The 14,953-nt window shown below is 55.7% G+C and carries 8 protein-coding genes and 1 pseudogene; 6 read left to right on the top strand and 3 right to left on the bottom strand.

The genetic code is table 11. The features are described from left to right. Positions 1 to 147: 147 nt before the first annotated feature. Positions 148 to 1,275, bottom strand: a complete 1,128-nt coding sequence (gene dinB, locus CL546_RS00190) for a DNA polymerase IV (RefSeq protein ID WP_290492282.1) — start codon at positions 1,273 to 1,275, stop codon at positions 148 to 150. Between the two features lie 185 nt (positions 1,276 to 1,460). Between dinB and CL546_RS00195 the strand changes: the two genes are divergently transcribed. After that, entirely contained in the window at positions 1,461 to 3,080 is a 1,620-nt protein-coding gene (locus tag CL546_RS00195; RefSeq protein WP_290492283.1) for an FAD-dependent monooxygenase, read from the top strand. Positions 3,081 to 3,213: 133 nt separating this feature from the next. Here the strand turns inward: CL546_RS00195 and CL546_RS00200 are convergent, their stop codons facing one another. Further along, positions 3,214 to 4,023 (bottom strand): putative RNA methyltransferase, encoded by an 810-nt coding sequence (locus tag CL546_RS00200; RefSeq protein ID WP_290492284.1) that lies wholly within the window; start codon positions 4,021 to 4,023, stop codon positions 3,214 to 3,216. A gap of 131 nt (positions 4,024 to 4,154) precedes the next feature. After that, positions 4,155 to 5,309 (bottom strand): hypothetical protein, encoded by a 1,155-nt coding sequence (locus tag CL546_RS00205; RefSeq protein WP_290492285.1) that lies wholly within the window; start codon positions 5,307 to 5,309, stop codon positions 4,155 to 4,157. Positions 5,310 to 5,452: 143 nt separating this feature from the next. Here CL546_RS00205 and CL546_RS00210 point away from each other — a divergent pair, with 143 nt between their 5' ends. The 5 genes and pseudogenes from CL546_RS00210 to CL546_RS00230 all read left to right on the top strand — a co-directional run. Next, a complete protein-coding gene (locus CL546_RS00210) occupies positions 5,453 to 7,153 on the top strand; it encodes a ShlB/FhaC/HecB family hemolysin secretion/activation protein (protein ID WP_290492286.1) in 1,701 nt (566 codons plus the stop codon). Beyond that, a complete protein-coding gene (locus CL546_RS00215) occupies positions 7,140 to 10,043 on the top strand; it encodes a filamentous hemagglutinin N-terminal domain-containing protein (protein WP_290492287.1) in 2,904 nt (967 codons plus the stop codon). The genes CL546_RS00210 and CL546_RS00215 overlap by 14 nt, the downstream gene beginning before the upstream one ends. A gap of 114 nt (positions 10,044 to 10,157) precedes the next feature. After that, complete coding sequence (locus CL546_RS00220) at positions 10,158 to 14,255, top strand: hemagglutinin repeat-containing protein (RefSeq protein WP_290492288.1); 4,098 nt, start codon at positions 10,158 to 10,160, stop codon at positions 14,253 to 14,255. 9 nt (positions 14,256 to 14,264) lie between these two features. Further along, positions 14,265 to 14,699: an SMI1/KNR4 family protein gene (locus CL546_RS00225; protein WP_290492289.1), complete on the top strand. Its 435-nt coding sequence runs from the start codon at positions 14,265 to 14,267 to the stop codon at positions 14,697 to 14,699. A gap of 122 nt (positions 14,700 to 14,821) precedes the next feature. Beyond that, positions 14,822 to 14,953 (top strand): annotated as a pseudogene (locus CL546_RS00230) (transposase); the annotation flags it as partial.

Below are 14,953 nucleotides of genomic sequence, written 5' to 3' on the forward strand. Positions count from 1 at the left end.
GGATTACGCCTTTCAGGCTAATCTGACCTACGTCTTACTATGTGTCTGCCCGCCTTCAGAGGTTCGGCGCGGGATGAAGGTACGCCAACTTGTCTCCGGTCTTGCCCCGTGTTGTTGCGTGAAGCGTGCAGCGTTCCGCGCCTCCTGTCACATCCTGTTTCGCTGGCTATGCAGAGCCTTGTCCCGTTCTTCCGGGAACAGGTCCGGTTGTTGGGGGGCTTTCAGGTCGCGTAGCCGGGCGCCGATGCCCAGCAGGCGGGCAGGGCCTTCGCGCCGCTCCCAAAGCTGGCGAAACAGGGCCTCGAAGTGAGCGGCATCCAGGTCGTTGCCGGCCTTGTCGCAGCTCATGCTGACAAAATCCTGATACTTCACCTTGGCGGTTAGCCCACTGATCAAGTAGTGCTGATCCAGCTTGGCAAACCGTTCCTTCAGCTTTTCAATCAGCCCCTCCAGCTCCCGGAGCCAGTCCGTCAGGGTGAGCTGGTCCTTGTCGTAGGTGCGTTCCACCGATACGGACTTACGACGTCGGCCGGTCTGGATTGGGCGGCTGTCTTCACCGCGGCACAGGTGATAAAGCCGCTCGCCAAAACTGCCGAAGTGCTGGCCCAGCTCCAGTCGGCTGAGCTGTTGCAGATCCCCACAGGTTTTCAGGTTCAGGCCGGCCATGCGTTCGCCAGTGACTCGTCCTACTCCGGAAATCTTGTTCACCGGCAGGGCGGCCACAAACTCCTCGACCTGGGCCGGGGGAACCACAAACAGCCCGTCGGGCTTGCGCCAGTCGCTGGCCACCTTGGCCAGAAATTTGTTGGGGGCGACGCCTGCTGAGACCGTAATACCCACCTCCTGGCGAACGTCCTGGCGCAATGCCTGGGCAATGCGGGTGGCGCTATTGTTGAATTGTTCGCTGGCGCTCACGTCCAGAAAGGCCTCGTCTAGTGACAGCGGTTCGATCAGGCTTGTATAACGACGAAAAATGTCATGGATCTGGGCGGAAACTTTGCGGTATTTGTCAAAGTTCGGAGGCACAATAACCAGTTCCGGGCAGCGCCGCAGGGCCTGGGAGGATGCCATGGCCGAATGCACACCAAATTGGCGCGCCGGGTAATTGCAGGTGGCAATCACTCCACGCCGGTGCGGGTCGCCGCCCACGGCCACCGGGCGGCCGCGCAGGCTGGGGTCGTCTCGCATTTCCACGGCGGCGTAAAAGCAGTCGCAGTCCACGTGGATAATTTTGCGCGATGCAGGCGCCATGGAGGGCGTAATGGAATGTGCCATGATGGGCTCGGGTAAGCGTTCACGTGTTGGCGCGGCTGTTGCAGCCCACAGGCACACAGACGTGGCCGGTGGGCTGCAAGACAGAACCGGGCTACCCCGTGGGCTGAGTAGTGCCAGCAGGGGCGCCAAAAGGGTGCCATTAAGGAGAGTGTACCATCGCCATTACCGAGAACCGCACACCGCAAGTGCTGATTGTCGGTGCGGGCCCCACCGGGCTGGCACTGGGTATCGGCTTGCGCCGTCACGGTATCAACTGTTGCATCATCGATCGTCTTGAGGCGCCATCGCCGTATTCCCGGGCTCTGGGCCTGCATGCCCGTTCGCTGGAAATTTTTGAGGCGCTGGATGTGCTGGCGCCGATCCGCAAGGCGTCGCGGCGCCTCAAGGCCGTATCAGTGTACGGCGATAAAGGGTTTCTCTTCGAACTGGACCTTACCTCCCTGAAAGCACCGTACCCGTGGGTGCTCAGTTGCCCGCAATCCGATGTGGAAGCGGTATTGATCGACCGATACCGGATGCTGGGCGGGGAATTGATTCGCAGTGCCGAGTTGCTGGATTTCCGTCAGGACGGCAGCGGTGTACAGGCACGCATTCGCCAGGGTGCGGAGGTGCAGACATTGAATGCCGAGCTGCTGGTGGGAGCCGATGGCGTGGGCTCCACGGTACGAGAGCAGCTTGGCATTGGTTTCAACGGGGTGGATTACAGCGAGCATTTCCTGTTGGCAGATGTGTCTTGGGACGCGGCCCCCTGGAGCAGCGACCGTTCCCACGGTTTTTTGCAGGAAGAAGGGCTGTTGCTGGCCTTGCCTCTGCCGCAGGGTTGGCGGCTGATTATGGCCCGCCGTGAGCCACCGGAAACACCCTTAAGTCTGGCGCCCTTTAGCGAACGGCTAACGTCGATTCTTGGGGAGGTGCCTGATTTGGGTGAGCCCCGTTGGCTGAGCCAATTCTCCGTGCAGCGCCGGTTGGCGCAGCATTTTCGGCGCAATCGGGTTTTCCTGGCTGGCGATGCGGCTCACGTGCAAAGTCCATTGGGTGCCCAAGGCATGAACACCGGGCTGGCGGATGCCTTCAATCTGAGCTGGAAGCTGGCGTTTTACCTCAAGGGGTTTGGGCAGGGTGCCTTGCTGGATAGCTACGAGCAGGAACGGCGGCCGGTGGCGGAGAAAATGTTGTACGGCGTGGATATGCTGTCGCGGGCCTCACTGGTGAAGTTGCCCTTGCTGCGGCGCAGCCGGGATTCATTGCTGAAACTGGCAGGTAGCCGTCGCAATATTTCCAGCCGACTGCTGCGCACGGCCAGCCAGCTGGATGTGCATTATCGCAATTCGCCGCTGGTCACCTGTGGGCCAGAGGCCGACGTGGGTTGGCGACATCAGGGGCCGTTGCCGGGCGATCGGCTGCCGGATGCGGCGCTGAAATCCGTGCGCACCGGGCATCTGCATCAGTTGCACGGTTTGTTGCGCAAACCGGTACATCATTTGTTGCTGCAGTTGAGCGAATCCCCCGAACATAACGAGCGGTTGGTGATGTATGCCTTGAGTGATCGTTTGGGCCAGGAATACCGTGAGCGTGTGCACCTGACAGTGATTGCGGCGCGGACCACCGCAGATGAAGACGTGCCCCGTGAAGGTACCACCCGTATCTGGCGTGACCATGAGGGTGAGTTCGCCAGCGCATTCGGTGATCAGGGCCGGCTCTGGTTGATGCGACCGGATGGGCATCTGGCTTACCGGGCGCCGGTGAGTAATGCGGATGATTTGCTGGGGTATCTGGAGCGAGTGCTTGGGAAAAGAGCGAGTTGATGGGAGGGCTGTGCGACATGTTGTCGGATTACGCCTTTCAGGCTAATTCGACCTACAAAACACTTTCCAGGTAGGTCGAATTAGGCGTAGCCGTAATCCGCACGAACCCGTCATCACGTTTGATAAACGAAATCTACGCCACCCGACGCCAGCGCTGAATCACAAAATGCCCGTTCATGGGCTTGCCCGCCAGGGTGCCAATGCCGGCCTTGGCATCCGGCCGTGCCCGCCAGTGGTGGGGGGTCATGGCCAGCAGGTTACGGAGTTCTTCTTCTGACTCCGGGACCCATTCGCAATGCAGGGTCTCGTTGGAGATCAGCTCGAAGCGATCATCCAGAAACTTGCCCGCATCGAAACCACTCTGGCGCACATCGTCGTACAGCGCTTCGCGCAACGGCAGCAGGTGTGTTTCCCCGGTACCGACAACAATCAATTCCCCACCGGGTTGTAGTACCCGGGCGATATCATCCACGAACAAGCGGGTGAACAGCACAAACACCGTTTGCTGGCTGGCATCAAATAACGGCAAACGGGTGCCGCTGGCGACTAGCCAAGTGATGCGTTTGTTGCGCTTGGCGGCGGCATCCACTGCAAACTTGGAAATATCCACGCCAATACCATTCACGCCGCCCAGCCGCTGGGCAAACTGCTCGGTGTACCAGCCTTCGCCACAGCCGATATCCAGCCAGGCGGGCTCTTCATCCGGCAGGTAGGCGAGCAGGGCATCTGCCAACGGCTGATAACGACCCAGTTCAAGAAAGGCCGTGCGCGCCTGCACCATGGCCTTGTCGTCTCCCGGTGACCGGGAGCGACGCTGCTGCGCCAGCAACAGATTGGTGTAACCGCGCTTGGCACGGTCGAACTGATGGCCGTTATCGCAGTGCCAGCTACTGCCGGCAAGGCGCAGGACCTGTTCGCAACTGGGGCATTTGAGTGTGGGCATGGCATACCGTGTTCCGGGGCGTAATGCCGGCAGTGAACCACAGGATGCTGGGAAAAGGTAGGGCAGAAGGCAGGGAAGGCGAAAGCACGCTGAGCGGTGGAAGAAGAGAGAAAGGGCAAGCCGCCCTCATATTATGGCGAAGCCGATATTTGTATTTCTGCACGTTGCAGATTTGCTTCTGCGGTCAGGTTGCGCAGGTCACTTAAATACGCCTGATAGCTTTTATTCAGCACCGTCTCCACGTCGACCTGGCTTCCCTTGAGTTGAGCCATGGCTGCACTGTGAAGCTGGCGGGTCTGGCGATCGATCTTGTCAATAATACCGGGTAGGGACTCACTTGCCTGATCGATAAAGGTGATTTGGGCGCGCAGTCGGGTTTGCTGGTTGGTCAGCTGGGTCAGTTGTTGGCGGATACGTGTCTGGTCAGGGCTGAAGTCATTGGGGACCAGCTGTTCTTTAAGCGAATTGAGTCGGTGGGTATTGCTGCTGAGGGTGGCTTCTATATCACTGCGTTGCTTTTGATACGTGGTCAGTCTTTGCGTTAGTGCGTTGAGCTGTTCGGTTAATTGTCTGTTTTGTGCCTGCAGCTGCAGAAGGGTTGCCACTGCCTCCTGGAGTTGGGACGACGCGTACAGCAGGTTCAGGCTAGGGTGATGAAGGCAGTTTTTTAATAGCGTCTTGCGCACATCATCATTTATTTCGGAAGGAAAAATAACGGCCAACGGATCGATGTGACCGCTGGCCCTCAGGATGCTCAGCTGGTCTTCGGCAAATTGACTTTGTGTTTCCACTTCCTGGTAAAGGGCAAGGGAGAGGCCGGGGTTTGTGGTCCGTTGGTCGTGGGCGGCGCTCATCAAGCCGGAAAGGGTTTGCGGGCGGTAAGGGAAGTGCCGGGCCGTGCGTAGAAACCAGTTTTTTGCCTGCTCGGTGTTATTTTCCAGGCGAAAAGTTTCGGCCATCAACAGGCCTGCCTGAGCGCCGGAGGGGCTGGCGGTTTCTATTGTGCTCAAGATTTCCCGGGCCTGACTAAACTGGTTGTTAATCATCATCATGGCGGCTTGCCGCAGTCGCAGGCGGTTCTGTAAAACCAGTTGTTCTGCTGGCTTCAGAGCCTTGCTGGCCTTGAGCGCCTCTTCAACAGCATGGTCTGAATTGGCGGATGGATCCGTCAGCGGGGCCATGGCTTGGCGCACGTCGCAATGCACTGCCGTACTAAAAAAAGCCAGAAAAAGGGCCAGAAAAAACCGTTGGGCAGTTTGTGCCGGTATCAGTGTGATGAAGTTCACGTCCGTGTTGTCTCTCAAGTCCGTTTTTTCAGGGGAGAGTGTAGACTCGCCGCCTGTTTATTCGCCGCAGCACAATACACAACTACGAGAAGGCAATGAACCTTCCCGCTGCGGCAGTGTGATGATAATCGGCAAGGATAGCCATGTTGGGGGAAAACCCGTTGTTTCGTTACGGCGTTATCGCCGCCTGTCTCTGTGTGGGTATTGGAGGCGTTGGGGTGGTAACGGCCGCTCCTGCCCCGAATTCCCAGCAACGTATGTTCGACCGCCTGCAAGAGCAGGAGCGCCAGCGTCAGCAGCAGCAGCTGGAAGACATGAAGGTGCCCGGCGAAGGGCCGGATCTGCGTATGCCCGTGCCGGAAGGCTCTGGTGCATCCGACCGCTGTTTTGAGATTGAATCGGTTCAACTCAAAACGTTGGGGGATGCTCCGCTTCCTTTTGGTCGCTGGTTTCGGCGGCCCGCCGATGCGGTAGAAGGCACCTGCATTGGAATGAAAGACATTCGCGCCTTACAGGCGGTGCTTTCCAATGCGTTGATCGACAAAGGTTATGTCACTAGCCGTGTATTGATTCCCGAACAGGATATCGCTTCCGGCACCCTGGTGCTTCTGGTGGTGGCCGGTCGTGTGGAGTCCTTCGAGGCCGTGGGCATGCCCGTACGAGTGCTGGAGTGGGCGGTGCCTGCGTCGCCCGGTGATCTGGTCAACCTGCGTGATCTGGAGCACGCGGTGGAAACCCTGGCGCGGCTACCCCATTTGGACGCGAAGATGGATCTGGCGCCCGGGGAGGAGCAGGGTGGCACGGTGGTGCTGGGCCAAGCGGAATGGCCACGGCGCTACCGGGGCACCCTGGTGCTGGATGAAGAGCACTATGGGGATGTGACCCATGGTACCGCCCAGGCGGGGCTGGACTGGGGCAGCCCCTTCGGACTCACCGACAGGATCTCTCTATCCCTGAATAGCGATCTGGATACGGAATTTTCGGATCGTGCCTGGGGGGCCGGGCTCAGTTATGACATTAGCCTGGGCTACTGGAACCTGGCGTTGAGCTATAACCGCCAACAGTATGAAAACGAAATCCAGGGTATCTTCCAGCGTTTTGAAACCACTGGTGCCACCGATACCTCCCGCATTGAGCTCACTCGTACTTTGTATCGCAGCAACCGTTCCCGGTTGTCGTTCTCGCTGTTAGGCGCCTACTCCGATACCGAGAACCTGTTGGACGATGCGGTTATCCGGGTGAGTTCCTACCAGCTAAAAGCCTTGGGGGGGCGCATCAATGCCAAACACCTTTGGGGGCGCACTCAGCTGGCGGGCACCGTCACCGTGGAAGAAGGCTGGGGCACGGGGCCGGCGACGAACCTTCCGGGTGACGTCTCGATTGCAGAGAAAACGCACACTCGCTATCAGACATATCTTACAGCCAATCGCTTTATAAAGCCGTTATATGGCGCCCTGTCATTACGGTTGAATGCACAGTATGCCAACGACGTGTTGTTTCCCTCGGAACGGCTCTCGGTGGCATCCAGCTCAGTGGTTCGGGGGTACCGGGATATTACCCTGAATGGCAATTCCGCCGTGGCAGGCAGCGTGCAGTTCGATGGCTACCCACCAATCACTGGGCCTGTATCGGTGGTCCCTTTTGCCGCGTATGACTCCGGAGTGGTGCCGGGCAACCAGAACGAGTTTGGTTTTTCACGCATAGATTCAACCACCGCCGGAGTGCGGTTGGGCTACCGCTCGGTGCAACTGACCACCGAAATTTCCTGGCCCATGGATCAGCATTCAACGGAACTGACAGACAGCGAGTACACTCTCCATGCCTCACTTTATGCCGAATTCTGAGACATCCGCCAAGCCGGTCCCTCGTGGTCTGGTGTACACGCTGTCGTTGTTGCTGATTTGGCAGCCCATGTTGCTGTCCGCACAACCCATCACGCCCACCCATGGCACGAATGGGCGACCGACAATGGATAAAGCCGCCAATGGCGTGCCCGTGGTCAATATTCAAAACCCCAACAGCAAAGGGGTGTCGCAGAATTTCTATAACGATTTCAACGTAGGCAGCAAGGGTGTTGTGCTCAATAACAGCCAGCAGGTAACGCAAACCCAGCTGGGTGGCTACATCGAGGGCAATCCGAACCTGCACAATGGCTCCGCCAGCCTGATTCTCAATGAAGTCATCGGCCAGAACCCGTCCAACCTGGGCGGCTACATCGAAGTCGGCGGCGCCCGCGCCGATGTGGTGGTGGCCAACCCCAATGGCATCAGCTGTAACGGTTGTGGCTTTATCAATACCAACCACGCCACCCTGACCACCGGTGAATCCATCATGGAAGGGGGCGAGCTGCAGGGGTTTGATGTGCAGGGTGGCCGTATTGGTATTGGCGAGAACGGATTGAACGGTTCGAATACCGACCGCTTCGACCTTATCGCCCGCTCCGTCAAGGTGGCCGGCGAGCTGCACGCAGACTCACTGAACATCGTCACCGGCCAACAACGGGTAGACCGCGACACCCTGGCCTCCTCGAATGAAACCACCGGTACCAACAAGCCGGGCTTTGCCATCGATTCCAGTGCACTGGGCGGCATGTACGCCAACCGCATTCGGTTGATCGCCAATGAAGAGGGCGTGGGGGTCAAGCTGGATGCGCCGGTGGCGGCGCAGAATGGGGATATGGTGTTGTCGGCCAATGGCAATATCCAGCATTCCGATCTGGCTGCAACTGGCAATATCGCCATTGATGCCAACCAGAACGATGTCATGTCCTCAGGTACCGTGTTGGCAAAGGCGGACTTGAGTGTGAATGCCGCCGATTACACCAATAGTGGGTATGTGGTTGCTGATGGCATGGCGGATATTCAGGCCACCACTGTTACCAACACAGGCACCTTGGCGGGGCGGGAAGCACTGACCGTCGAGGCAGATTCCATCCTCAATGATCAAGGTGGCGCCCTGCTCTCCGAAAACGATCTCAACTTGTCAGCGGATCAGGTGACCAACCGGCTGGCGGATATCTATACCTCCGGGAATCTCACCATAAACGGCAGTGATGGCGAGAGTGCGAAAAAGCTGGAAAACCGGTCCGGGCGAATTGAGGCGGAAGACGATATTGAGGTTCAGGCGGAGCAGATTCTGAATGTGCGGGATGTTCTCGATTGGGAAGACGTTTTGGTGGACGCCAAGGCGCAGTATTTCTGCATAGAATGCGCACATACCAACTTCACCATGCGCTATACCTTCACCGAAGAGTTTGTGCGTGAGCTGGATGAGGCAACCACCGGGCGCAGCCTTTTGGTGGCGGGTGGCGATATGTCACTCGCCGGAGAAGGGCTGATCAATGAGACCAGCGACATCCTCGCCTACGGGAATATGAACCTTGATCTAGACCGCATTGACAATCTTGGACTACATAGTGGTGAATATATCCTGATCAATCACTATAAGAAATATCTTTCCGATGATGCGCATGTGGCTAATGTCAGATATGGCATCGAGCGATACAACAATCGTAATTATTTTGGTAGAGCCGAGTATTGGGGCGATGGTGGGAATAAAGCCTTGGAGTACATGCGCCTTTATCCAGGTTGGAATAACCCAGGCTACGATCCCGACAATTTTTTAAAGCGTGAAGATAACTGGGTTGTAAAGAACACTCCGCATGTGGGTGAGGAGACACGGGTGCTGGACTCCACCGAAATCCTCGGCGCAAACATTATCGCTGGCGGTGATCTGGATATGGGGGATGCGACGGTCACCAATGGAGATTTCGGGCATCGCGAGAAGGGTGATGTATCAGAAGAAGATTTGATCGCCGTTGGCGAAGGTGCAGGCCGTGGTGGCAATGATGTGGACAACTACCTGACTGGCGTCAACGGCGGCCTGTTCTCCATTGCCGACCCGAACCATCCCTACCTGATTGAAACCAACCCTTTCTTTGCCACTCGCGACGGTTTCCTGGGCTCCGAATATCTACTCAACCGGTTGGGCTGGGACCCAAATGGCACCCTGCGGTTACTGGGCGATGGCTTCTACGAACAGCAGTTGATCCGTCAGCAGGTGGTAGACCTGACCGGCCGCGCCCTATTGGACCAGGAATATGTAGATGCCAACGCCCAGTACCGTGCCTTACTCGATAATGGACTATTCGCTGCTGAACCTTTGGAATTAACCGTTGGGGTCGCCCTCAACCCTGAGCAGGTGAATAAGCTGACCAGCGACATCGTCTGGATGGTGGAGCAGGAAGTCGCCGGTGAGACTGTATTGGTTCCGCAGCTCTACTTGTCACCACAAAGCGCGGTGATTGACGAGAACGGTGCATTGATCGCCTCTGGTGGCGATATGGTGAATGACGGCGGCAGCATCGTTAACAGCGGGACCATACACATCGGGGGCGATACCCATTTCAATCTCAATGAAGAGGGCCTGCAAAATCTGGGCGGCGATATTATCGGCGAAGGGTTGGTGGATATTCAATCTGAGGGTGCTGTACGTAATGTCAGCGGTACGATTAGTGGTCGGGAAATGGCGATTAATAGTGCCCAGGATATTATTAACCGGCGGCTTGCCTACCAGAGCGAGATAAGCGATGGAACAGGCTGGAGAGAATGGCACACCCAGATGGGCAAAGCGGCAACCATCAACGGCCTGGAATCTGTAGCGCTTGATGCCGGCGAAGATATCCGTATCACAGGTAGTCGCATCCAGGGGGGCAGTGTCGCGATCAATGCCTAAGGCGATATCGTCGTTGATACTGTGACAGATCAATCGGGGAGAAAAGGCAGCTACCACGGCGGCAGGCTCAGTGAGTCCCGTATCCGTCATATCGGCAGTGAAATCACCGCCACAATGAATCTGTTGGCCAGTGCCAGCAACGATTTCAGCATCATCGGTTCCGACCTGGCCAGTGATGGTGGCGTACAACTGAGCGCGGGGAATGACCTGCTGGTCGCTTCTGTAGCCAACAGCGACAGCTACGACTTCAAAGTGCGCCACGACGGCGAAACCAGCCATAACATCCAGCGCAGCGTGCGCCAGCAGGGTTCCTCAGTTACCGCTGGTGGCGATGTGGTTATGGAGTCCGGGAATGATCTGACCGCGATTGCCAGTCGGCTGGAAGCAGGGGAAGATCTGTCGCTGATGGGTAAGGGAGATATTAGTATTCTAGCTGCGCTGGACTCGAATTACAGCTATAGCTACGAAGAGGACGATGGCAGTTTTGGACGCAGCAAGACTGCAACGATAGAAAACGAAACAAAAAACGCTATTGGCAGCCTCTTAACGGCAGGTGGCACTCTCTCCCTTGCGGCAGAAGCGGGTGATGTGGAGTTGATCGCTTCTACCGGCCATGGTGAAGAGGGTGTCGAGGTTGAAGCTGGCAGGAATCTGCACATCGAGTCCGGTGTCAACAGCGCATACACACGAGTACAAACTACCGATAAAAATGCCGCTAGAATCAAAACCCGTGACACCGGCAGTATGAATCAAACACTGGCGCAAGCAGGCCTGTCCTCAGGGGGCGATATATCACTGGATGCCCAGGGCGATGTCGTATTGGGGGCTGCCGATCTGGCAGCGACAGGCGATCTTCGAATCGGTGATGCAGCACTGGCAACCGATGAAAGCGGGGCTATGGCGCTCGATGAAAACGGTAACCCCATTATTGAGAGGGGCAGTATCGATAACCTTTACATCGGCACCGTCGCTCTGGAAAACGAAAACTGGGATATAAAAACCCGTTCTTTGCGTGGCCCTGTTAAGGAATTGGCAAAAGCCTCTTCTGTCATTATGGGGGTCGGCGGTATGTATTTGCCAGGCCTGGCACTGGGGGCCAAAGACTTGGAGGTAACGCTTTCCGAAAGTACGGAAAGCCGAGTCCATGAGCGTCGCGAGATTGGTTCGGCGCTGCAAGCAGAGAATATCCAGCTCTCTGCCCAAAACGATATGACCTTGACGGGCTCCAGCCTGAAAGCCGATGAAGAGAGCGGCAAGGTTGTAATGCTGGCCGACAATATCCTGCTGGATACGGCGGTCACCGAAACCACAACCACTGAAAAAGATGAAACCGAGACCGCCTCCAGTATCGATCCCTCACTGAAAAAGGACGAAATCAGCCTGGGCGGGCTTCGGTTGACCGAGCTGGAGCAGGCAACGGTCACCAAGACGCTAACGCATAGCGGTAGCAGTATTTCCGGGAATCAGATTGTCCTTGAGGCAGACAGTGCGTTAAGCCTGATCAATGCTGATATTGAGGCCACAGGGGAAGACGGTATTTTGTCCTTGGCTGGTGACAGCGTCAGCATTACCGGGGTGCAGGATGAAAAGACGGTTACGGAAACGCTGAAGGAAAAAACCACGGAAACGTCGGTGGGTATTCGTAATGCCTACGTGGATGCCGCGTATGCCATTGAAGGCTTGAAGAAAGCTGGCGACGCCGTTGGTGACGCTAAAGATGCCCTGAAAGACGCGGAAAGGCGCGTTGAACGGGGCGAACTGGCCAAAGAGGCTCTGGAGGACTACCGCATCATGCTGGCCGCAGCCTCTGCCAACCTGGTCCAGGCGGAACTGGCATCGACTCAAGCTCTGGCGGCCACCGCCGCAGGGGCTGCAGCGGGGGGCACCGGCTTTTACGTCAGCGGCAGTGCCCAGCATAGCGAAACCACCTCCACTAGCACGACGACAGAAAAAACCTGGCAAGGCAGCAGTCTGAATGCCGCCGCCATGAGTATCAATGCGGACAAGACAGCCAGCATCATCGGTAGTGAGGTTAATGCCGGAGTTCTGGATTTGAATGCAGCGGATATCCTTATTGGCGCGGGCACTAACGAACAAAGCAGCCGCTTTGAACAAGAGAGCAAAAACGGCGGCTTTAGCGTTAGCACCAGCGGCGCGGGTAGTTGGAATGCCAATGCCGGCTTTAACGAAGCCGAGTCAGAAAGCCAGGCGACCCAGTACGTCAACAGCCAGCTCAATGTGGGCCATCTGAACAGCACCAGCGACAGCCTCACCGTCAAAGGGGGCGTTGTTACCGCCAATACGGCGAATATCGACACCGGCACCCTGCATATTGAAAGCCTGCAAGATACGCATAGCAGTAGTAACAGTAGTGTTGGTGCGAATATAGGTGTTGGCGGTGGTACCGACAGTGTAGGAAAACCGCAGGGTGGTAGTGCGGGTTTCAATATGGCGAATGGTAGCAGTGAAGGCGCCAAAACAAATCAGCAAAGTGCCATTCTTATTGCCGATGGTGAGAATAGCCAAATCACAGCCAAAGACACCGCCTTGATCGGTGGCATGATCGCGAATGCCAGCTACGAGGAAGACGCCGAAACCGGTGAATTCGTGCTGATGGATCACGGCAATCTGAACTTCAGTACAGAAACGCTTTCCGTTGAAGACCTGCGCGATTACAGCAAGAGTGATCAACAGGGCGGTGGGCTGCAGGTGAGTAAGGCCACGACGACGATCAGTATTCAGGATACCGGGCACCGGATGGAGGGTGAGACCCGGGCCACGATTGGTGGCGGCAATGTCACTGTGGGTGGTCAGAGTCTGGATGAGCAGGCTGATTTCGCGAGTCTTAATCGTAACGTCGGTGAATCTCAAGTGGTCACTCTTGACCAGCAGACTGGTGGGATGAATGCCAGTGTGACGGTGGATAATCGGGTGTTTACGAAGGAGGGGCGCGAGGAAATCGCCGAGCAGCATGTCAATTTGAAGGACAACGTAAAGGTGACCGTAGCCGGTGCGGCCTCGGATGTAAAAAAAGCCGTTGATGTGGGCGCACAGGCTTATGAGATAACCAAAGAAACTTACGATAAGCTGGCGAAAGAACTTAAAACCAAAGTCCACAATTTGCCGAAGGAATATCGTGAGCTTGGTCAGGGCATGGAGGTTGCCTTTGATGACTATCTGCGTGTAGGTGGTGACCCACAAGCCTACAAGACGTTTTTGGAAAGCGAATCCTTCAGGGACGCGGCGGCAACCCTATCGACGGTGCGCGGAGAAATCGACAAGTTAATGGCGCAGGGGCTGACCGAAGAGCAGATTTTTACAGCCTTGGAAGAGGCGTTGCCCGGTTCTACGGGATCCAGAAGTACCATTTCCCTGAGTGACGGGGATGTGCCTACGGTAGAAGGCACCAACGCTGGTATCGAGATGTTCCATGCTGTGGGAGACTTAAGCACTGAACTGAAGAAGATTGAACAGGAATACGGCGGTGAATGGTTGAACAACGCCTCACTGGCTCTGGGTGTGCTGATTGCTGGTCCTGCACGGCTAGCTATGGAGGTGGGTGGAGAACAATTACTTTACAGTGTAGCTGGAGAGCAGATTGAGTCCGCTACAAATGCCACTGCTAACTTGCTGACGGGCATGGCCCATCACACCAGCCCGCAAAGGGTCGATGAGCTGGTGGATTATGCTGTAGAAGGCAATCTCACGGACGAATGGACACAGGAAACCGAGCATAAGCTGGCGACAGCGGATTATGTAGAAAATACCCAACATGGTGCCAAGGAGACGGTGAAGTATTTGTTGGGTACGTTGATTGGGGTGGGGGTCAGTAAGGGTTCTGTTACAAACAAACCTAATACACTGGCTGAGCATGTAGATGGCCCAAATCCACTGACGGGTGAGGGGTATGGTGTAAACAACCCACCAGTACGCATCGAAGGCGAATGGAGTCGTCAAGATTACTTTAATGCCTTGAATGGAAGAACACCGAAAGGGCTCGGGAAGCCGGATTTGCATCATGCTGATCAAATGCCTGGTTCTGGGATTCATGAAGTAATACCTTCAGAGCATCGAGGAAACACAGCATTGCATGGACAGCCTAATCAAGGCGTAACGCCTGATATGAGGAAGGCCGATAAAGAACTGCATTGGTGGTATCGAGCCCGAGAACAGGGTGCAGATGAGCTGTTTCCAGATTGGATTTATGACTAGGGGCATTCAATGAACATCGATGAATTTAACAGTGTTTTTGATAAGGTCAAATCTGCCAAACCTTTGTGGTTAGAAGGTGAGATGGATCCAAAAGCGTCGGATGAAGCAATTTCAGATGTTGAATCAAAGTTAGGGGTCAAATTTCCAAGTCAATTCGTTGAATTTGTTCAAAGTTTTGGGGCTGGATATTTCGGTTTCACTAATGTGTTCTCGGTTAGTTCTAGTAGTGAATGGTACTTTCTGGATGTACTGAAGCAGTTTTCCTTTCCTGAAAATTTTATTCCTGTCTCTGATGATGAAACAGGTGGCTATTTTGGCTTTTTAGTTAAGGAGAATATGTGTAGCGGTGCTGTGTATTACTGGCATTCAAGCGAAGGAGTTGAGCCTAAACTGAAATATGAATCATTTTATGATTACTTGGTGGAAGTTGCGCTGAAGAAGTAAAGCGCAATAATAAAGGACACCCATCACTTGGCGGATTTCCTACGGGGTGCATCGGCCTTCACTGATATTTGTCTGTTCATAAGGACAGTATTTTGGAGTCATGGATAAGCAAGGAGGCGACCATGACTCGAGCGCGTTACCAACAAATCTCCCTAGGTGATACCCCGTACTATCACTGCATTTGCCGCTGCGTCCGCCGGGCGTTTCTGTGTGGCAAGGATCATTATTCTGGCCAAGACTACGAGCATCGCCGG

The organism is Alcanivorax sp., from assembly GCF_002726155.1.
Classification (GTDB): Bacteria; Pseudomonadota; Gammaproteobacteria; order Pseudomonadales; family Alcanivoracaceae; genus Alcanivorax.